The organism is Curtobacterium sp. PhB130, from assembly GCF_003755165.1.
In the GTDB taxonomy this organism is placed as follows: Bacteria; Actinomycetota; Actinomycetes; order Actinomycetales; family Microbacteriaceae; genus Curtobacterium.
This window is the reverse complement of record NZ_RKII01000007.1, coordinates 641,795-661,376: the sequence shown is the minus strand read 5'-3', so window position 1 is coordinate 661,376 and position 19,582 is coordinate 641,795. Positions and strand designations below refer to the sequence as shown.

Annotated in this window: 20 protein-coding genes and 4 tRNA genes; 6 read left to right on the top strand and 18 right to left on the bottom strand. The window is 70.5% G+C overall.

Annotation, left to right across the window (positions count from 1 at the left end):
* Nucleotides 1-99 precede the first annotated feature (99 nt).
* Entirely contained in the window at nt 100-1,311 is a 1,212-nt protein-coding gene (locus EDF24_RS09005; RefSeq protein WP_185017393.1) for an ROK family protein, read from the top strand.
* Nucleotides 1,312-1,474: 163 nt separating this feature from the next.
* Entirely contained in the window at nt 1,475-2,053 is a 579-nt protein-coding gene (locus EDF24_RS09000; RefSeq protein ID WP_243698278.1) for a YqaJ viral recombinase family protein, read from the top strand.
* 335 nt (nt 2,054-2,388) lie between these two features.
* On the opposite strand, the gene EDF24_RS08995 is transcribed toward EDF24_RS09000, so the two are convergent.
* The 6 genes from EDF24_RS08995 to EDF24_RS08970 form a co-directional block, all read right to left on the bottom strand.
* On the bottom strand, nt 2,389-3,003 hold the full coding sequence (locus EDF24_RS08995) for a Pr6Pr family membrane protein (protein WP_185021616.1): 615 nt from the start codon (nt 3,001-3,003) through the stop codon (nt 2,389-2,391).
* Between the two features lie 156 nt (nt 3,004-3,159).
* A complete protein-coding gene (gene rplA, locus EDF24_RS08990; protein WP_123655487.1) occupies nt 3,160-3,849 on the bottom strand; it encodes a 50S ribosomal protein L1 in 690 nt (229 codons plus the stop codon).
* A gap of 88 nt (nt 3,850-3,937) precedes the next feature.
* Nucleotides 3,938-4,369: a 50S ribosomal protein L11 gene (rplK, locus tag EDF24_RS08985; protein WP_056118868.1), complete on the bottom strand. Its 432-nt coding sequence runs from the start codon at nt 4,367-4,369 to the stop codon at nt 3,938-3,940.
* A 139-nt stretch (nt 4,370-4,508) separates the two neighbouring features.
* Nucleotides 4,509-5,588 carry a transcription termination/antitermination protein NusG gene (nusG, locus tag EDF24_RS08980; protein ID WP_123702306.1) on the bottom strand — a complete coding sequence of 360 codons (1,080 nt, stop codon included), beginning with the start codon at nt 5,586-5,588 and terminating at the stop codon, nt 4,509-4,511.
* A 144-nt stretch (nt 5,589-5,732) separates the two neighbouring features.
* Nucleotides 5,733-5,996 (bottom strand): preprotein translocase subunit SecE, encoded by a 264-nt coding sequence (gene secE / locus EDF24_RS08975; RefSeq protein WP_311316796.1) that lies wholly within the window; start codon nt 5,994-5,996, stop codon nt 5,733-5,735.
* Nucleotides 5,997-6,031: 35 nt separating this feature from the next.
* Nucleotides 6,032-6,104, bottom strand: a tRNA-Trp gene (locus tag EDF24_RS08970).
* A gap of 187 nt (nt 6,105-6,291) precedes the next feature.
* On the opposite strand from EDF24_RS08970, the gene EDF24_RS08965 reads away from it, so the two are divergent.
* On the top strand, nt 6,292-7,473 hold the full coding sequence (locus EDF24_RS08965; RefSeq protein WP_395867809.1) for a pyridoxal phosphate-dependent aminotransferase: 1,182 nt from the start codon (nt 6,292-6,294) through the stop codon (nt 7,471-7,473).
* Between the two features lie 104 nt (nt 7,474-7,577).
* Here the strand turns inward: EDF24_RS08965 and EDF24_RS08960 are convergent, their stop codons facing one another.
* Genes EDF24_RS08960 through EDF24_RS08950 form a run of 3 tightly spaced genes read right to left on the bottom strand, consistent with a single transcriptional unit; the run spans nt 7,578 to nt 9,498 of the window.
* Entirely contained in the window at nt 7,578-8,606 is a 1,029-nt protein-coding gene (locus EDF24_RS08960; RefSeq protein ID WP_243698235.1) for a UDP-N-acetylmuramate dehydrogenase, read from the bottom strand.
* 2 nt (nt 8,607-8,608) lie between these two features.
* Entirely contained in the window at nt 8,609-9,052 is a 444-nt protein-coding gene (locus EDF24_RS08955; protein WP_123655491.1) for a MaoC/PaaZ C-terminal domain-containing protein, read from the bottom strand.
* A complete protein-coding gene (locus tag EDF24_RS08950; protein WP_123655492.1) occupies nt 9,049-9,498 on the bottom strand; it encodes a MaoC family dehydratase N-terminal domain-containing protein in 450 nt (149 codons plus the stop codon). The genes EDF24_RS08955 and EDF24_RS08950 overlap by 4 nt, the downstream gene beginning before the upstream one ends.
* A 129-nt stretch (nt 9,499-9,627) precedes the next feature.
* Between EDF24_RS08950 and EDF24_RS08945 the strand changes: the two genes are divergently transcribed.
* Nucleotides 9,628-10,005 carry a hypothetical protein gene (locus tag EDF24_RS08945; protein ID WP_123655493.1) on the top strand — a complete coding sequence of 126 codons (378 nt, stop codon included), beginning with the start codon at nt 9,628-9,630 and terminating at the stop codon, nt 10,003-10,005.
* Nucleotides 10,006-10,242: 237 nt separating this feature from the next.
* Here the strand turns inward: EDF24_RS08945 and EDF24_RS08940 are convergent.
* The 5 genes from EDF24_RS08940 to EDF24_RS08920 form a co-directional block, all read right to left on the bottom strand.
* Nucleotides 10,243-10,316: transfer RNA gene (locus EDF24_RS08940), tRNA-Met, on the bottom strand.
* A 32-nt stretch (nt 10,317-10,348) separates the two neighbouring features.
* Nucleotides 10,349-10,420: transfer RNA gene (locus EDF24_RS08935), tRNA-Thr, on the bottom strand.
* A gap of 90 nt (nt 10,421-10,510) precedes the next feature.
* Nucleotides 10,511-11,581, bottom strand: coding sequence for a M23 family metallopeptidase (locus tag EDF24_RS08930; protein WP_221181364.1), 1,071 nt, complete (start codon nt 11,579-11,581; stop codon nt 10,511-10,513).
* A gap of 243 nt (nt 11,582-11,824) precedes the next feature.
* The gene (locus tag EDF24_RS08925) at nt 11,825-12,646 is read right to left on the bottom strand and encodes an inositol monophosphatase family protein (protein WP_123702302.1); all 822 of its coding nucleotides are present in this window, start codon (nt 12,644-12,646) and stop codon (nt 11,825-11,827) included.
* 170 nt (nt 12,647-12,816) lie between these two features.
* Nucleotides 12,817-12,898 (bottom strand) — tRNA-Tyr (locus tag EDF24_RS08920).
* A 113-nt stretch (nt 12,899-13,011) separates the two neighbouring features.
* Here EDF24_RS08920 and EDF24_RS08915 point away from each other — a divergent pair.
* Both EDF24_RS08915 and cls read left to right on the top strand, forming a co-directional pair.
* Nucleotides 13,012-13,500, top strand: coding sequence for a YajQ family cyclic di-GMP-binding protein (locus tag EDF24_RS08915; protein WP_123702300.1), 489 nt, complete (start codon nt 13,012-13,014; stop codon nt 13,498-13,500).
* A 30-nt stretch (nt 13,501-13,530) separates the two neighbouring features.
* Entirely contained in the window at nt 13,531-14,991 is a 1,461-nt protein-coding gene (gene cls / locus EDF24_RS08910; protein WP_123655497.1) for a cardiolipin synthase, read from the top strand.
* A gap of 45 nt (nt 14,992-15,036) precedes the next feature.
* On the opposite strand, the gene EDF24_RS08905 is transcribed toward cls, so the two are convergent.
* From EDF24_RS08905 to EDF24_RS08890, 4 genes are all read right to left on the bottom strand, one after another.
* Nucleotides 15,037-16,131, bottom strand: a complete 1,095-nt coding sequence (locus tag EDF24_RS08905) for a heparan-alpha-glucosaminide N-acetyltransferase domain-containing protein (RefSeq protein WP_123702298.1) — start codon at nt 16,129-16,131, stop codon at nt 15,037-15,039.
* 12 nt (nt 16,132-16,143) lie between these two features.
* Nucleotides 16,144-17,511 (bottom strand): FAD-dependent oxidoreductase, encoded by a 1,368-nt coding sequence (locus tag EDF24_RS08900; RefSeq protein WP_123702296.1) that lies wholly within the window; start codon nt 17,509-17,511, stop codon nt 16,144-16,146.
* A gap of 87 nt (nt 17,512-17,598) precedes the next feature.
* Nucleotides 17,599-18,675, bottom strand: a complete 1,077-nt coding sequence (locus EDF24_RS08895; RefSeq protein WP_123655500.1) for a polyprenyl synthetase family protein — start codon at nt 18,673-18,675, stop codon at nt 17,599-17,601.
* Between the two features lie 46 nt (nt 18,676-18,721).
* Nucleotides 18,722-19,513, bottom strand: a complete 792-nt coding sequence (locus tag EDF24_RS08890; protein ID WP_123655501.1) for a demethylmenaquinone methyltransferase — start codon at nt 19,511-19,513, stop codon at nt 18,722-18,724.
* Nucleotides 19,514-19,582 lie beyond the last annotated feature (69 nt).

Genomic DNA, 19,582 nt, shown 5'->3' with positions numbered 1-19,582 from the left:
GTCACACTACGAGGACTTCTGTCGGCGGTCAAGCAGAAGTTCGCAAATCTTCGACGGACTTCGTTGCGCGTCTCGTTCGATGTGTGTTTCACTCCCTCCATGGTCGACTTGACACGGACGGCAGCGTCGCCTCCGGTCGGGACGAGCGAGCTCTTCCAGATCCTCCGCGACGGTGTGCCGCGGACCCGGGCAGAGCTCGCCGCACTGACAGGGGCAGCACGCTCGACGATCGGCGTGCGCCTCGACGCCCTGAGCGAGGTCGGACTGGTCGGTCCGGTCCAGACGGCCGCGTCCACCGGTGGCCGCCCGCCGGCGCAGGTCGCCCTGCGCCCGACGTCGCGCCTGGTGATCGCCGCCGACCTCGGCGCTTCCCACGGACGCGTCGCCGTCACGGACCTCGTCGCCGCGCCGCTCGCCACCCGCGAGGCACGCATCGACATCGCCGCCGGCCCGGTCCCCACGCTCACCTGGCTCGTGCAGGCCATCGACGAGCTCCTCGACGAGGTCGGCCGCGCCCGCGACGACGTCATCGCGATCGGCATCGGCGTCCCCGGACCGGTCGAGTTCTCCACGGGCCGACCGGCGAACCCGCCGATCATGCCCGGGTGGGACGGGTTCGACGTCCCCGCGTGGCTCCGGCAGCACATCCAGGCGCACGTCCTCCTCGACAACGACGTGAACATCGCCGCGCTCGGCGAGCGGGAGCACGGGTGGCCGGACGTCGACCACCTGCTGTTCGTCAAGGTCGCGACGGGCATCGGCTCCGGGATCGTGTCCGACGGCACCCTCCAGCGCGGCGCGCAGGGCACGGCGGGCGACATCGGCCACGTCCGGGTCTCGCGCGCCGGCGACATGCCGTGCCACTGCGGCAACACCGGCTGCCTGGAGGCGGTCGCGTCCGGCCCGGCGATCGCCCGTGCACTCCGCGCCAGGGGCCACGACGTGCACACCAGCGCCGACGTCATCGAGCTGGTGAACCGGTCGGACCTCGACGCGATCGGCGCCGTGCGGCAGGCCGGTCGGGACATCGGCGAGGTCCTCGCGACGTGCATCTCGCTCATCAACCCGTCGGTCATCGTCCTCGGCGGTTCGATGACGCAGGCCGGGGAGCACCTCCTCGCCGGTGTGCGAGAGGTGGTCTACTCCCGCTCGATGCCGCTCGCGACCGAGCACCTGGTGATCGCGCCGTCCCGGGCGGGCGGCATCGCGGCATTGCAGGGAGCGGCGGCGCTGGCGATCGGCTACGCGCTCTCCCCCGCCGGGGTCGACGAGCTCGTCGCGTTCGCCGAGGGGCGCGAGCTGGTCTCCTGACCACGCGGTCCGGCGCGGCGCGGTGCGCCGGTTTCGTCCTGACGGTGGTCGGGGTGAGAATCGACGGGTGACGATCGTGCAGCCCACCCTGTGGGGCGACAGCCTGGAGGCCGTGCCCGGCCCGGGTGCGTCGGCTGCGGCCGTCCACGACACCTTCACCGCCCTGCGCGGCCACTCGGAACGGATCGTCGCGCACTCGTCCGACCGGGTCGCCTGGCTCCGCGCCCGCGCCGCCGGCATCACCGCCACGGACGTCGCCCGGCTCGCGTCCCTGCGGGCGGTCGAAGCGGTCGTGATGGACAAGCGCTACGGGTCCCGGTTCTCCGGCAACGCGTACACCGAGCACGGCAAGGACCGCGAACCCGTCATCGCCGCGTGGGTCGCCGCCACACACGGCATCCTCCCGTCGGCGCACCTGTTCCACGCTGCCGCGAATCGCGCACACCTCGCCACCCCCGACGGCGTCGGCCACGACCGTGACGGCCGGCTCCTGCTCGCCGAGATCAAGACGACCTCGACCGGCTGGAAACGCGTCCCCCGGCACTACCTCCGGCAGGTCTGGTGGCAGCAGTACGTCCTCGGCGCCGAGCGCACCCTGTTCGTCTGGGAGCACCACGACGACTTCGTGCCGATCGCCGACGAGCCCGAGTGCCGGTGGATCGACCGCGACGACGACCAGATCCGCGGCCTCATCACCCTCGCGGACATGGTGCTCGACCGGCTCCGCAACGCCCGCTCGTAGTCCCCCTGGACCAGCCCGGCCCGTGCGTCGTATGCTGACCTCCACAGCAGCCCCGGACCCCGGCCGCAGTCATCACTCCACGTGCTCCGACGCCGTCGGCGTGCGTGGTTCGAGCTGGCCGAGTGCTCCTGATCCGTCCTCGACCGGTAGACCCGTCGTGTCCCGGAGTGCAACGGAGCGCCCCGTCCATCGGACACCGCGGGAGGGTGCACCCCGCGTCCAGGGGGACGGTGCGGACTGCACCCCGGGTCGGCGGAGTCCCGGACCCGACGGGGCTCCGCCGGTTCCCGGTGACGCCCCGGCGTCGGCGGTTCCCGGTGACGCCCCGGCGTCGCTCAGAGCTTGACGAGACGGAGCCGGCTCATGCCGACCACCAGGACGCCCATCAGCGCGATGAAGACCGCCACCCCGAGCGAGTACAGCGCCACGACGCCGTAGCCCTGCGCCGGGTCGAGGAACGGGTACGGCACCCAGCCGTCGGTCGCGCCGCGGATCAGGATGACGACGAGCCACACCGCCGGGTAGAGCAGGAACCACCAGACGTGCCGGAGCAGGAGCTTCGCACGGTCGGAGAAGAGCAGCCAGTCGAGCACGGCGTACACCGGCAGGATCTTGTGCAGGACGTCGTTCGACCACTGCACGGTGAACGAGTTGTCGAGGGCGGCGTTCACGAGCAGGGTGTTGTAGACGATTCCCGTGGTGGCGATGTACACCGTCGCGGCGCCGCGGAACACCGAGACCCCGAGCCCGTCGCGCTTCCGTCGCGCCGCAGCCACCAGCGTGATCGCGAACGCCGCGGCGATGAACACGTTCGACTGGATCGTGAAGTAGCCGAAGAAGTTGAAGAAGGCGTACGTGGGGCTCTCGACGCTCCGGATGAACTGCGCGACGATCGCGGCGACGACGGCGATCACGGCGATGAGCCGCAGGGCGTTGACCAGGGTGCGCACGATGCAACGCTACCGGGCGGTGCCGCGCCGCGCCGTGGACGCAGCAAGGCCCGCACCGAAACCGGTGCGGGCCTTGCTGGAGCAGATCAGATCAGATCGATCAGATGCCGTTGACGCCCAGCGGGATGGGTCCTGTGAACCCTGTGCCGAAGGTCGTCAGATGCTGTTGACGTCGAGCGGGATGCCCGGGCCGAAGGTCGTCGAGACGGCGCCCTTCATGACGTAACGGCCCTTCGAGGCGGACGGCTTGAGGCGGTTGATCTCCTCGAGCGCGGTCGTGATGTTCTCGTCGAGCTGCTCCGGGGTGAACGAGGCCTTGCCGACGACGAAGTGCACGTTGGAGTGCTTGTCGACGCGGAACTCGATCTTGCCGCCCTTGATGTCGTTGACGGCCTGCGCGACGTTCGGGGTCACGGTGCCGGTCTTCGGGTTCGGCATGAGGCCACGCGGGCCGAGCACCTTGCCGAGACGACCGACCTTGCCCATGAGCTCCGGGGTCGAGACCGCGGAGTCGAACGAGGTGTAGCCCTCGGCGACCTTCGCGATGAGCTCGTCGCCACCGACCTCGTCGGCGCCGGCGGCGATGGCGGCCTCAGCCGCGGCACCCGTCGCGAAGACGATGACGCGGGAGGTCTTGCCGGTGCCGTGCGGCAGGATGACGGTGCCACGGACCATCTGGTCCGCCTTGCGGGGGTCGACGCCGAGCTTGAGCGCGACCTCGACCGTGGAGTCGGTCTTCGCAGAGCCGGTCTCCTTGGCCAGGGCGACGGCCTCGGTCGGGGTGTAGAACTTGTCGGCCTCGATCTTCGCGGCCGCGGCCTGGTAGGCCTTGGACTTCTTCGCCATGGTGGTCTCCTTGCGAGATACGTGGTTGGCGAGCCGGCGAGGCTCTCCCACGGAAGTGTTGGGGGTGTGGACCTGAGTGGGGTGAGGCTTACGCCTCGACCGTGATGCCCATCGAGCGAGCAGTGCCGGCGATGATCTTCGCGGCCTGGTCGATGTCGTTGGCGTTCAGGTCGGCCTGCTTGGTCTCGGCGATCTGACGGACCTGGTCCATCGAGATCTTCGCGACCTTGACCGTGTGCGGGGTCGCGGACCCCTTCTGCACACCCGCAGCCTTCTTGATGAGCTCAGCAGCCGGCGGGGTCTTGAGGACGAACGTGAACGAACGGTCCTCGTAGACGGTGATCTCCACCGGGACGACGTTGCCGCGCTGCGACTCGGTCGCGGCGTTGTACGCCTTGCAGAACTCCATGATGTTCACGCCGTGCTGACCGAGCGCCGGACCGATCGGCGGGGCCGGGTTGGCGGCTCCCGCGTTGATCTGCAGCTTGATCAGGCCCGTGACCTTCTTCTTCGGTGCCATGTCTGTTTCCTCCTGGTTGCGAACGCACGGGGATCCGTGCACTCTCCCGCGTGGTCGGCGGATCCGACTCGCGGTGACGAGCCCGACGCACGAGGCGTTCGGACCCAAACTCGATGAGTGTAGTCGATCTTTCGGAGCGCTACAGCTTGGTGACCTGGTCGAAGCTGAGCTCGACCGGGGTCTCGCGCTCGAAGAGCGAGACGAGGACCGTGAGCTTGCCGCTCTCCGGCTTGATCTCCGAGATCGACCCGGGCAGACCCGCGAACGAGCCTTCCTTGATGGTGATCGTCTCGCCGACCTCGAAGTCGACCTCTGCCGCCGGCTGGGCCTGCGTGAGGCCGGAGCCCTTGCCGCCCTTGGTGGGCGCTGCCTCCGCGACCTGGACGAGCGACTTCAGCATGCCGAACGCCTCGTCGAAGCGGAGCGGCGTGGGGTTGTGCGCGTTGCCGACGAAGCCGGTGACACCCGGGGTGTGCCGGACGACGGACCACGAGTCCTCGTTGAGGTCGAGGCGCACGAGCACGTAGCCGGGGATCCGGACGCGCGTGACGAGCTTGCGCTGACCGTTCTTGATCTCGACGACGTCCTCCATCGGGACCTCGACCTGGTAGATGTAGTCCTCCATCGACATCGACACCATGCGGTTCTCGATGTTCGACTTCACGCGGCGCTCGAAGCCCGCGTAGGAGTGGATGACGTACCACTTGCCCGGCTTCATCCGCAGCTCGGCCTTGAATGCCTCGTACGGGTCGACCTCGGCCTCTTCGGCCTCGTCGTCGCCCTCGGCCGCGTCACCCTCGGCGTCGTCCTCGAGCGCGTCCGCGGCTTCCTCGGCGGCGATCGTGGCGTTCGCCTCGTCGGCGGACTCTTCCTCGAGCTCGGACTCTTCTTCGTCCTCGACGGCCTCGACGGCGGCCTCTGCCTCGTCGGCGGTGTCGATCTCGAGCGCGTCGTCGACGACGGCGTCGGCTTCGGCGTCGCGGGACTCGGCGAGGGCGGTCAGCGTCTCGTCGATGCCGTCGACGTCACCGCCGTCGGGCTCGGCGCTGAGGCCGAGGGACTCGTCGTCCTCGTCCTCGACCTCGATCGCACGCTCTTCGGCGGACTCGGCCGAACGGAGCTCGCCCGTCTCGACGTCGCCTTCCTGGTTCTCTTCCACCTCGGAGGACTGCTCTGCAGCGGTCGCGAGGTCGATGTCGTCGCGGGAGTTGTCAGACACTGTCGGTTCTTTCCGTTCGGTGGTGCGGATCGGGTTGGCGTTCGGCCCTGGTGACTGTACGTGCACGGTCCGTCGGCGGGATCTTCGATCTGCGCCGGAGATGAACCGGGCGGCCTGCCAGTGGTGGTCGGGTGGCTGACCCGATCAGGCGGTCGGGCCGTTGCCGAAGACGTAGCCGACGCCGAGGCCGAACACGAAGTCGAGCACCGACACGAGGATCATCATCACGACGACGAACACCAGCACGACGCCGGTGTAGCTGAAGAGCTCCTTGCGGGTCGGCGTCACGACCTTGCGCAGTTCGCCGATCACCTGGCGGATGAACAGGGCGATGGCAGCGAAGGGACCGCGGCGCCCGGCCCGGTCGTGCTTCGCCTTGGCGACGACGTCATCCGCCGTCGTCTCCATGTCTTTGCTCGCCAACTTCTACCCTTCCAGAGTTGCAGGGCGGACAGGACTCGAACCTGCAACCTGCGGTTTTGGAGACCGCTGCTCTACCAATTGAGCCACCGCCCTTCAGAAGGAGAGACCTTCTGTGTGGCACGGTTCCGCTACCAGCGGGCCGTGACCACCGCAGACGAGTGTACGGGAGTGCGTCACACGGTGTCCACTTGAGGGGTGCTCCGGCGTGCCGCGCCGATAGGCTTGGCCCGTGAGCACCGCAGCCGAAGGCCCCGAGTCCACCACCACCCAGCGTCCCCGGATCGCGTCCCGCATCGCCGCGATCGCGGAGTCCGCGACGCTCAAGGTCGACGCCAAGGCGAAGGCCCTCAAGGCCGCCGGACGCCCGGTGATCTCCTTCGCCGCCGGCGAGCCGGACTTCGCGACGCCCGGGCATGTCGTCGACGCCGCCGTCGCCGCCGCCCAGGACCCGAAGAACCACCGCTACACGCCCGCGACGGGCCTCCCCGAGCTCAAGCAGGCCGTCGCGGAGAAGACCGCCCGCGAGTCCGGCATCACCGTCGACCCGTCCCAGGTGATCATCACCAACGGCGGCAAGCAGGCCGTCTACCAGGCGTTCCAGACCATCGTGGACGCCGGCGACGAGGTCATCCTCCCCGCCCCCTTCTGGACCACCTACCCCGAGGCGATCCGGCTCGCGGGCGGCGAACCCGTCGAGGTCTTCGCCGGCAGCGACCAGGACTACCTCGTCACGGTCGAGCAGCTCGAGGCAGCGCGCACCCCGAAGACCAAGGCACTGCTGTTCTGCTCCCCCTCGAACCCGACCGGCGCCGTGTACTCCGCCGAGCAGACCCGCGCCATCGGCGAGTGGGCGCTCGAGCACGGCATCTGGGTGATCAGCGACGAGATCTACCAGGACCTGGTCTACGACGGCATCGCGTTCACGGGCATCCTCGACGCCGTCCCCGCACTCGCCGACACCACCATCCTGGTGAACGGGGTGGCGAAGACGTACGCGATGACCGGGTGGCGGGTCGGCTGGTTCATCGGCCCGGCCGACGCCGTGAAGGCCGCGTCGAACCTGCAGTCGCACCTGTCGTCGAACGTCTCCAACGTCTCGCAGCGCGCCGCGATCGCCGCACTCACCGGCCCGCAGGAGCCGGTGACCGCCATGCGCGAGGCGTTCGACCGCCGCCGCAAGGCGATCGTCGCGGGGCTGAACGCGATCCCGGGCTTCGTGACGCCGACGCCGGAAGGCGCCTTCTACGTCTACCCCGACGTCACGGCGCTGCTCGGCCGCGAGTGGGCCGGTTCCACGCCCACCACGACGCTCGAGCTCGCGGACCTCATCCTCGAGCACGCCGAGGTCGCGGTCGTCCCCGGAGAGGCGTTCGGTCCCTCCGGCTACCTCCGGCTGTCGTACGCGCTCGGCGACGACGACATCGCCGAGGGCGTCGCACGCCTGGCGGCGTTCTTCGCCTAGCGGTCCTCCCCGAAGACGACAGTCCCCGTCCGACTTCCGGACGGGGACTGTCTCGTTCCGGCACGAGACGGTGCGGACGGCACGGCCGGGAGGCCCGGTGCGGGTCAGGCGAGCAGGTCGCCGACCACGACGGGTTCCGGCACGAGCGTCACTCCGAAGCGGTTGAGGACGCTCACCTGGACGAACCGGGCGAGCTCCGCGACCTGTGCCGCGGTGGCGCCGCCCCGGTTGGTGAGCGCGAGCGTGTGCTTCGACGAGATCCCCGCGCGGGACCCCGCGAGCGCGTACCCGCGGTGCACCCCGGCGCGCTCGATGAGCCAGGCGGCGCTGAGCTTGACGTCGTCGCCGGCGGGCCAGCGCGGCGCGTCGGCGGGCAGGGACTCGGCGAACCCCGCGGACACGATCGGGTTCGTGAAGAAGGACCCCGCGCTCCGGGTGTCCGCGTCGCCGGCGTCGAGGACCATGCCCTTCGAGGCACGGAGCGCCAACACCGTCGATCGGATCTCGGCCGGGGCGACGCGGGCGCCGAGTTCGACCCCGAGCGACCCGGCGAGCTGGGCGTACCGCACCGGGACTCCCCCGTCGGTGTCGGTGCCGAGCGCGAACTCCACGGTGAGGACGACGCCGCGACGCCCGTGCTTCAGTGTCGAGGTGCGGTAGCCGAGCGCCAGCTCGGATGCCGGGACCCACGCGCGCTCCCCCGATTCCGCATCGAGGAACTCGACCCGGGTGAGCACGTCGGAGAGCTCGACCCCGTAGGCGCCGATGTTCTGCACGGGGGACGCACCGATGGTGCCCGGGATGCCGCTGAGGGCCTCCAGGCCGGTCCACCCGTGCTCGACGGTCGACGCGACGAACGCGTCCCAGGGTTCGCCGGCGGCGACCCGGACGGTGACGCCGTCCGCGGTCTCCTCGTGCTCCACACCGCGGGTGCGGACCAGGACGACCGTGCCGTCGAAGCCGGCGTCCGCGACCAGCAGGTTGCTCCCGCCGCCGACGACGAGCCAGTCGTCGTCGGACCAGGCGTCCTGGACGTGCGCGACGAGCTCGTCGGTGGTCTCGGCGACGAGCAGCCGTGACGCCGCCCCGCCGACGCCGAGCGTCGTGAGGTCCGCGAGGACGGTCGATGCCACGGTCAGTGGAACGCCACCGTGACCTGCGCCTTGCCGAGCACGGTCTGCCCGGCGGCGGTCACGGTGAGGTCGATGCGCTGCGGACGGCCCTCGTCGTCGACGGTCCCGACCTTGGCGACGACGCCGACGGACGCGCCCTGCTCCGGGTCGACGACGACGGGACGGGTGAAGCGGACGCCGTACGAGCGCACCCAGCCGCGGTCGCCGAGCCACTCGGAGACCGGCTGGACCGCGAGGCCCATCGTGAGCATGCCGTGCGCCAGGACGCCCGGGAGCCCGACGGACGCTGCCACGTCGTCGCGGTAGTGGATCGGGTTGAAGTCACCCGAGGCACCGGCGTAGCGGACGAGCGAGTCACGGGTGATGTGCACGTCGCGCTCGGCGACGATCGTGCCGACCTCGGTCACGGGGACGGTCTGTGCGCGCTGCGCGGCCTGGGCGGTCATGCGTCATCTCCTCGGACGACGAGGGTGGACGTTGCCGTGACGACGTGCTCGCCGTGCGCGTCCACCACGGCGGACTCGGCGGTGACCATCGCGTTGCCGCCGAGGGTCTTGACGCTCGTGACCGTCAGGGTCGCGGTGAGCTCGTCGCCGGCGACGATCGGGCGGTCGTAGGTGAACTTCTGCTCACCGTGCACCACGCGGGAGAAGTCGATGCCGGCGTCCGGCTCCGCGAGGAGCTGCGCGAGCGTGGCTTCCTGCACGACGACCGCGAAGGTGGCCGGTGCGACGACGTCGTCGTACCCGGCGGCACGGGCGGCGTCGGCTTCGTGGTGGATCGGGTTCGTCGCGAACGTGGCGCGGGCGAACTCGCGCACCTTCTCACGACCGACCAGGTACGGCGGGGCCGGCGGGAACGTCCTGCCGACGAGCTCGGGGTTCACTGACACGACGGGCAGTCTACCGACGCCGGGTCCGCACTCGGGGTGCTCGCCGTCACCCTTGTGGTTCATGAGTATGCATCGGCTATGCTGTTCATCCGGCGCCGGGGGGCGCGCTCGTCTTCGAGGGGGATGCAAGTGGACAGCACGATCGAGTTCGCCGTGCACACCGGTGACCGGTACACGGCGATGGAGCTCGCGGGGGCCGCGCTGCGCTCCGCGGGACACCGGGTGGACGCGACGCCGGGGGCCATCGTCGCGGAGTCCGGGAACCGGCTGCTCACCGTGCTCCTCGGCGCACTCGTGCACCCGTCGCGGGAGTACCGCCGCTACGAGCTCGTCGTCTCCACGTTCGGGGGTCGCTCCACGCTGACGCTGCGGCACGCGGCGCCCGGCACGGCCGTGGCGGGCGGGTCGATCGGCGCCGCGCGGCGGCGGGCGGGGTGGCACCACGTCACCGGGCTCGTCGAGGGGGCGCTCCGCGCCGCCGGCGTGCTCGTCGCGCCGCCGCGGTAGCGCTGCCGCGAGCCGCGCGGGCGCTGCCGCGAGCCGCGGGCCGCGCGGCCGCTGCGCTCGCGCCGGGCCGTTCGCACCGGGGCCGTTCGCACCCCGAGCGACAAGTCACGGCGGAATGCGCCGCGCATCTGGCTGCACGCTGTCGCTTTCGTCGCGGGCGGCTCCCCGAGACGGACAGCGCCGAAACGGACAGCCCCCGGAAACGACGAAAGCCCGGCGCGGACGCCGGGCTTGCGGTAGCGAGGGCGGGACTTGAACCCGCGACCCCACGATTATGAGTCGTGTGCTCTAACCAACTGAGCTACCCCGCCACAGATCCGGCGATGAGTTCTCGCCGGGTCGGAGCCCCGAGTCAGGATTGAACTGACGACCCCTTCCTTACCATGGAAGTGCTCTACCACTGAGCTATCGGGGCGTGTACCGCGAGCGGCACCACACGAGGATAGCAGAACCCGGACGGTGGTCTTGAACCGGCCGTGACGCCCGGGCGTGCCGCCTTGCGAGGCTAGTTCGCGTTGGCCTTGAGCCACGCCAGCGGGTCCACCGGGACACCGTCCACGTGGACCTCGAGGTGCAGGTGCGGGCCCGTCGAGTTGCCCGTCGAACCCACGAGACCGAGCTCGTCACCGACCTCGACGTGCTGGCCCTCGACGACCTTGAAGGAGTTGTCCTCCATGTGGCCGTAGACACTCGTGAACTGCTTGCCGTCGACGTCGTGCTCGACCCAGACGTCGTTGCCGAACCCGCCGTCGTCCGCCTGCACCTTGGTGACGGTGCCGGCGGCGATGACGCGGATCGGGGTGCCCTCACCCGGGGCGAAGTCGACGCCCTGGTGGTTCGTCGAGCAGAACGAGCAGCCCTCGACCTGACGGCCGCCGAACCCGGAGGTGATCGGCACGCCCGTGAGGAACGGCCACTGGATGGTGCCGGTGGGGTCGTTCGTGAAGGACGAGGAGTCGACGTTCTTGTACTGCGTCGCGTCGGAGACCGTGTACGCGTCGCGGTTGGTCTCACCCTCGGTGGCGGCGCCGACGCTGAGCGACTGCGTCTCCCCCGCGACGGTGGTGCCGCGGACCGTGGTCGATCCCGGCTCGGGCGTGTAGAGCGCCTGCGCGGGGAGGGAGGTCGAGACGACGAGGCCGGCGACGAAGAGGAGCGCGCCGAGTGCCGTCACGCGGGAGGCGTTCCGGCGGAAGGCCGAACCCCGCAGCGGGGCGGTGGTGGACACGGGCCGTGTCGCGGGACGGCCGGCGCCGAGGTGCCGGGTCGCGCGGTCGACTCGCGCTGCCTCGACGCGGGCACCCTGCGGGGTCGAGCGGCGAGCCGCCGGACGGACGGGAGCGGCGACGGACGGCGCTGCCGCGGGACGGGCCGAGGTGGTCGGACGCGCTGCGACCGGAGCCACGACGGGCGAACTCGGAGCTGGCGGCGTCTCCGGTGCGAGCGTCGACGCCGGCAGGACCGGGGACGCGGGCGCCGGCGGAGTCACGGGCATCGCTGCTTCGTCCGCAACGGCGGCCGTTGCCCGAGCAGGCCCGGTGCCGAGCGCGTCGACCCGCTGCACGTCGTGCTTCACTGCCGCGCGTTCCGCTTCGATCCGTGCCCGTCGGGTCAGGTGCACAGCGGGGGCCGGGGCATCGGAACGGTCGGTGGACAAGGGCGTGGCGGGAGCTTCGGGCATGCGTTTCGGCGAGGATCCTGATCGAGGCAGTGGCGCTCGTGTGTAACGAGCAGATAACGGGACCCGAGCGACGGTACCAGGGGTCGTAGCGTGACGCCAGTCGTGGTCATGACCACACGGACGCCCCAGAGCGGGGGGTCAGCTGCCGAGCGCTTCGGTCTCCGCTGCACGGACCAGCGCCTCGAGCGGGTCGGCGATCGCGGGCGACGCGAACAGGAACGACCGCGTCCCACCGGCGTCCCACGTGCGGACCACGGCACCGGCCGCGGCGGCGACGATCGACCCGGCGGCCATGTCCCACGGGTTGATCCCACGCTCGTAGTAGGCGTCGACGACCCCGGTGCCGACGGCGCAGCAGTCGAGCGCCGCCGATCCCCCGCGGCGGATGTCCCGGACCTCGCCGAGGAGCCCGGCGAGGACGGCGACCTGCTCGCGCCGGCGTTCCACCGTGTAGCCGAAGCCGGTCGCCACGAGGGCCTCGGCCAGCGACGCAGGCTGGGCGACGCTTACCGGGAGGCCGTTCAGGAGCGCCGGTCCCCCGGCGACGGCGCGGTACACGTCGCCCGTGGCCGGCGCGACGACCACGCCCGCGATCGGTTCCCACGACGACGGGTCCGGCTCGCCGCGGACCACGCCGATGCTGACGGCGTAGAGCGGGCTGCCGTAGAGGTAGTTGACGGTGCCGTCGATCGGGTCGACGACCCAGGTGATGCCGGAGGTGCCGGTGCTGGCCTCGGTCTCCTCCCCGAAGAAGCCGTCGTCGGGGCGGGCCTCGGCGAGGCGGGTCCGCACCAGCGCCTCGACCTCCTGGTCGGCGGCCGTGACGACGTCGACGATGCTCGACTTCCGCTCCGCGACCTCGACACCCTCCGCTCGTCGGCGGGCGGCGAGCGCCGCGGCTTCCGTGGCGATCGCTTCGGCGAGGTCGGCGAGCTCGGTCGGGGTCGGCGCAGCAGTCATGCCCCGATCCTCCCAGGACGGCCCTGCGCCTCGCACGGGACCAATCAGACACGGGACCAATCAGACACGGGACCAATCAGACACGGGACCAATGAGAAAGGGCCCCGTCGAAACGGGGCCCTGTTGTATCTCGTCACCATGCGCAGAGAGTTCTTCAGCACATGGACACGTGGCGAGTGAGGGATTCGAACCCCCGAAGGCTACGCCGGCTGATTTACAGTCAGATCCCTTTGGCCGCTTGGGTAACTCGCCATGTGCGCACCCAGCCCGTGTAGTCACCAACCGGAGGCGCCAGAACAGCATACCGGATGGCCGAACGTGCTCGTGACCAACCGAGCCCCGCGCCGCCGGATAGGCTGTCGGGCATGGCAGACAGCTCCTTTGACGTGGTCAGCAAGGTCGACAAGATGGAGGCGGACAACGCCCTCAACCAGGCCGCCAAGGAGATCGAGCAGCGCTACGACTTCAAGGGTGTCGGCGCCTCGATCGCGTTCAGCGGCGAGGACGTCCTCATCAAGGCGAACTCCGCCGAGCGCGCCAAGGCCGTTCTCGACGTCTTCGAGTCCAAGGCCATCAAGCGCGGCATCAGCCTGAAGAGCATCGACGCCGGCGAGCCGTACGCCTCCGGCAAGGAGTTCCGGATCGAGGCGAAGTTCAAGAACGGCATCGAACAGGACGTCGCGAAGAAGATCGGTGCGTTCCTCCGGGCCGAGGCGCCGAAGAGCGTGAAGAGCCAGATCCAGGGCGACGAGCTCCGGGTCTCCTCGAAGAGCCGCGACGACCTGCAGAACACCATCCAGCTGCTCAAGGGCGAAGAGTTCGACGTCCCCTTGCAGTTCATCAACCTCCGCTGACGCGCGCAGCACCGACGACTCGACATCCCCGTGGAGCACTGGCTCACCGTCACCCTGACCGTCCTGCTCGTCCTGCTCGACCTGGCGATCCGCGCGTTCTCGATCATCTACGTGCCGATCAACCGGAAGCCGCAGACGGCGACCGGCTGGTTGCTCGCGATCTTCCTCATCCCCTACATCGGGTTCATCGTCTTCCTGGTCATCGGGTCGACGAAGCTGCCGAAGGCGCGGCGTGAGAAGCAGACCGAGATCAACGCGTACATCCTCGAACAGACCGAGGGCATCGAGCGCGTCCGCCGTGACCACCCCCGTCCGCCGTGGTTCGAGAGCATCACGGAACTGAACCGCAAGCTCGGCGCGATGCCCCTCGTCGGTGGCAACTCCGCGGAGCTGTACCCGGACTACGAGGAGTCCATCGCCGAGATGACGCGGGCGATCGACGACTCCCGCCGGTTCGTCCACGTCGAGTTCTACATCGCGACGATGGACGCGACGACGCAGGACTTCTTCGACGCCCTCGCCCGTGCGCAGGCCCGTGGCGTGACGGTCCGGTTCCTCATGGACCACTGGGCGAGCCGCGGGTACCCCGGGTACAAGGACACGCTGGCGTTCCTCGACCGGGCCGGCATCGAGTGGCACCTGATGCTCCCCCTGCAGCCGCTGCAGGGGAAGTTCCAGCGCCCCGACCTCCGGAACCACCGCAAGATCATGGTGATCGACGGCTCGGTCGCGTTCACCGGGTCGCAGAACCTCATCGACAAGTCGTACGACCTCAAGGCGCACATCGAGAAGGGCCTGGCGTACAAGGACCTCTTCGCCCGCTTCGAGGGTCCGGTCGTCGCCGGCATCAACGCGCTCTTCGTGACGGACTGGTACAGCGAGACCGACGAGCTGCTGCTCCGCGAGAGCGACCCCGTGCAGCGTGCGGACCGCGGGGACGCCCTGGACTGCCAGGTGGTCCCGTCCGGCCCGGGCTTCGACGGTGAGAACAACCTGCGCCTGTTCAACGCGCTGCTCTACTCGGCGCAGAAGAAGGTGTCGATCACCTCGCCGTACTTCGTCCCGGACGACTCGATGCTCTACGCCATCACGACGACCGCGCAGCGCGGGGTCGAGGTCGAGCTCTTCGTCGGCGAGATCGGCGACCACGCGATGACGTGGCACGCCCAGCGCTCCTACTACGAGGGACTCCTCCGCGCCGGCGTGAAGATCTGGCTGTACAAGGCGCCGACGATCCTGCACGCGAAGCACTTCACGATCGACGACGACGTCGCGGTCATCGGCTCGAGCAACATGGACATGCGCTCGTTCAGCCTGAACCTCGAGATCTCGGTGATGGTGCGCGGGGAGCGCTTCGTGAACGCGCTCCGCAGCGTGCAGAGCTCCTACCGGCAGGAGAGCACCGAGCTCGACCTCGACACCTGGCTCGCCCGGACGCGTCGCTCGCAGGTGCTCGACAACGTCGCGCGGCTCACCGCCGCCCTGCAGTAGTCGACCGCCGGGAGGCCCGGCTCGCCGCCGTCCCGCCGGCTGCGGTCAGCGCGCGAGCGTCGTCAGGCGGGTGACCAGGCGCTCGGCGGGGCCGCGGCCGAGGAAGCGGCGCCAGAGCATCGCGAACAGGATCGTCCCGATCGCGAACCACCACCACGTCCTGGCGGAGTCGGGCAGCGGCGGCAGCACGGCGAGCACGACGAGGTGCAGCGCGTAGATCGTCAGCGGCATCGAGCCGACCGCCGCGAGCGGGAACGCGATGCGCTCGAGCAGACGCCCGCGCCCGTCGAACACCAGCGAGCAGAGCCCGATCACCGCGACCGCGATCCCCGCGGTGCCGACGACGTCGACGATCGAGGACGAGTGGTCCCGCGGCGACAGGAACACCTGCGCGAACGCCTGCTCGGACGACGAACCGAGGGGCACGAACGGCACCCCCGGGAACGCACTCGCCGCGTCCGGCGGGACCGGCGCCGCGAGCACGCCGAGCACGTACGCCGCGGTGGCGACCAGTGCGCCGATCGCGACGAGCGCGCCTTGCGTGATCCGAGCCTCCACACCGGACCTGGCGACCGCGAGTCCGACCAGCACGTACGCCAGGAAGGTGACCACCGGGTAGACCAGCCCGAGCTGCGCCCCGAACACCCCGCCGCCCGCGTAGAGCGGGACGATCGCGAGCGCGACCGGAGCCGACAGCAGCGCGCAGAGACCCGCCGCCACGAGCAGTGTCCGTCGACGCCACCGGAGCGCCGGGATCACCAGGAGGAACAGCGCGCCGTAGGTCGGCAGGATCACGTAGACGTCGGTGCCGAGTGCCATCAGCAGGATGCCGATGACCACCACGACCACCGCTCGGAGCGCGAGCCGGACGCGGATCCGGGTGATCTCCGGCGGACCGGGCGGTGACGTCCGACCGCTCACCAGGCCGACGGACACCCCGGCGAGCACCGCGAACAGCGTCGAGGAGCGGCCGTTCACGACCGCGTCCCAGGCCGACGGGTCCGACCAGTCCAGCTGCTCGGCGGCCCCGCCGACGTGCGCGACCATCATCCCGAGCAGGGCGATCGCGCGTGCGACGTCGACCCCGGTCAGACGCACGCCCCGCACCTCGGTGTCGAGGGCGGGGCGCACGGTGGTCACGGGCCGGACCCGTCAGACCCGGTCGGAGGTGCGTCCGAGCGACGCGTCGATCATCTCGTCACGCGGGACGACCTTGACGCGGGCGCGACCGTGCGGCTCGCCGAGCGCGATCTCGTGCTCGTCGAGGCGGTGCCAGCCCTCGAGGTCGGTGTACTCCACGCCACGCTCGGCCAGGAGCGCCGGGATCGCCTCGTCGGAGGGGTCCTCGGGCGTCCACCAGCTGGCCTGGTCGTTGACGATGTGCTGCACCGTCTCCATCGCGTCGGACTTCGTGTGCCCGATGAGCCCGACCGGTCCGCGCTTGATCCAGCCGGTGGCGTAGATGCCCGGGATCTGGCGGTTGTCGTCGTCGAGGACCTTGCCCTCGTGGTTCGGGATGACGCCGTGCCGGTCGTCGAAGGGGACCCCCGGGAGCGGCGAGCCGAAGTAGCCGACCGCGCGGTAGGCGGCCTGGATCGGGATCTCGCGGATCTCGCCCGTGCCCTCGACGCCGCCCTGGCCGTTCGGCCGGGTGCGCTCGTACCGGATCGCGGTGAGCTTGCCGTCCTCGCCGACGAACTCGAGCGGCTTCGCGTAGAAGTGCAGGTGCAGACGACGGCTGGCCTGCCCGACCTCACGCTTCCGCCACTGCTCGAGCACGCGGTTGATGACCATGACCTGCTTGTTCGTCTGGATCGCGGTCAGCGAGGCCTCGTCGTGGTCGAAGTCCTCGTCGTACACGACCATGTCGACGTCCCGGACCTCGCCGAGCTCGCGGAGCTCCAGCGGGGTGAACTTCACCTGCGCCGGGCCACGACGTCCGAAGACGTGGACGTCGGTGACCGGGGACGCCTTGAGGCCCTGGTAGACGTTGTCCGGGACCTCGGTCGGGAGCAGGTCGTCGGCGTGCTTCGCGAGGATGCGGGACACGTCGAGGGCGACGTTGCCGTTGCCGATGACCGCGACGCTCTCCGCGGTGAGCGGCCAGGTGCGCGGGACGTCCGGGTGGCCGTCGAACCAGCTCACGAACTCCGCGGCGCCGTACGAGCCCTCGAGCTCGACGCCGGGGATGTCGAGGTCAGCGTCCTTGATCGCGCCGGTGGAGAAGACGACCGCGTTGTAGTGCTTCTTGAGGTCGTCGAGGGTGATGTCCTTGCCGAACTCGACGTTGCCGAAGATCCGGATGTCCCCGCGGTCGAGCACGTCGCGGAGCGCGTTGATGATGCCCTTGATGCGGGGGTGGTCCGGCGCGACGCCGTAGCGGACGAGCCCGTACGGGGCCGGGAGCTGCTCGAAGAGGTCGATCGACACGTCGTACGCGTGCGCTTCCCGCAGGAGGATGTCCGCGGCGTAGATGCCGGCGGGGCCGGCGCCGACGATGGCGAGGCGGAGGGTGGGCACTGATCGTCTCCAGTTCGTTCGGGTGGGGTGCTCCCGGTGGCTGTGCTGGTCTGTGGGGTGCGGCGTCAGCGGCTGCGGTCGGCCGCGTCAGCGGCTGCGGTCGACCACGGACTCCGCGAAGCGGGTGAGCGCCCGCTTGACGACGCCGTCCGGCAGCGGTGCGAGGGCCACGACGGCCTCCGTCGCCCACTGCGCGGCGAGCGCCCGCGTGGCGGCCGTGGCCTCGTGCTCGCGGAGCGCGGCGACCGCGGAGAGGTACGTGTCGGTCGTGACCGCGTCGTCCGGGGCGCCGGTGACGTCCCGCTCGATGCGCGCCACGAGCTCTGCGGCGCCCGGCTCGGTGGCCGCGCGGCGACGGAGCTGGAGCAACGGCAGGGTGTCGACGCCGGCGCGGAGGTCGTTGCCGGCGATCTTCCCGGTCTTGTCCTTGGCGGGAGCGAGGTCGATGACGTCGTCGACGAGCTGGAAGGCGACGCCGACCTTCTCGCCGAAGGTCCCGACCGCTTCGAGGTAGGCACGGTCGGCGCCGGAGAACAGGATCCCCGCGCGGGCGGCGGTCGCGATGAGCGATCCGGTCTTGTCGCTGAGGACCTGGATGTAGTGCTCGACGGGGTCGTCGTCCGGCTGCGGCCCGGTGGTCTCGTGCAGCTGGCCCATGCAGAGGCGCTGGAAGGTCTCGGCCTGCATCCGGATGCCTTCGGGCCCGAGGTCGGCGGTGATCAGGCTGGCACGGGCGAAGAGCAGGTCGCCGGTGAGGATCGCGACGTTGTTGCCGTAGGTCACGTGCGCTGCCGGGACCCCGCGGCGGACGGGCGCTTCGTCCATCACGTCGTCGTGGTACAGCGAGGCGAGGTGGGTCGTCTCGACGCTCACCGCAGCCTTCACGACGTGGTCGGTGACGCCGTTGCCGAGCTGTGCGATGAGCAGGGTCAACGTCGGCCGGATGCGCTTGCCACCCGCGGAGAGCAGGTACCGGCTGGTCGTGTCGGCCAGGGTGTCGGCGGAACGCATCGCGTCCTCGAGCCCCTGCTCGACGAGCTCGAGCCCGTCGTCCACGGCCGTGATGAACCGACGCTCGGCCGGGCTGGCGAACAACCGCTCGCCGATGCCGAGCGAGGCTCGGAGACTCGGTGCGCGACGTGCGACCGGGACGCTCGGGTTCAAGTGCTGCTCCGTGGTTCGGGGGTCCGTGTGCGGATGGAGGGGCAGGTCAGCCGTCGGTCGGCTCGACGCGCGGCTGTTCGCCGGTGGCCTGGTGCTCGCGCCGGGCCTTCGCGCGGCGTGCGACCGATTCGCGGACCGTGCCGGCGACCGGCTTCCGGCCGCGGTGCAGCGCGACGATGCCGGCCGTCAGGTTGCGGTAGGCCACCATCGTGAACCCGACGCCGCGGAGCCACTGGCTGAGCACCTGCTGCTCCGGCCATGCCTCGATCGACTCGGCGAGGTAGCGGTACGCCGCCGGGTTGCTGCTCGACAGGCGCGCGATGCCCGGGAGGACGCGCTTGAGGTACGTGCCGTAGCCGAACCGGAGCGCGGCGAGCGGCGGGGTGGAGAACTCGCAGATGACGACGCGGCCGCCGGGCTTCAGGACCCGGAGCATCTCGCCGAGCGCCTGCATCGGGTCGTTCACGTTGCGGAGACCGAACGAGATCGTGACGGCGTCGAAGGTGTCGTCGTCGAACGGGAGGTGTTCCGCGTCCCCCTCGACGAAGGTGATCTCCGGGTGGCGTTCACGGCCGACGGCGATCATCCCGGCCGACAGGTCGAGCGCGCTCACCTCTGCGCCCTTCTTCGCCAGGGCCGCGGCGCTCGTGCCGGTGCCCGCCGCGATGTCGAGCACGCGCTCGCCGGGCTGGGGATCGACGGCGCGCACGGTGGCGACCCGCCACAGCGGGGCGTTGCCGGCGGAGAGGATGTCGTTGGTCAGGTCGTACTTCTCCGCGACGTCGTCGAACATGGCCGCCACCTCGTCCGGCCGCTTGTGCATGTCCGCTCTGCTCACCCGACCAATCCTAGAGGTCCGTCCCGTACGTTGCCGGTACACCCGCCGCGGCGCTGCCCGGCGAATCCG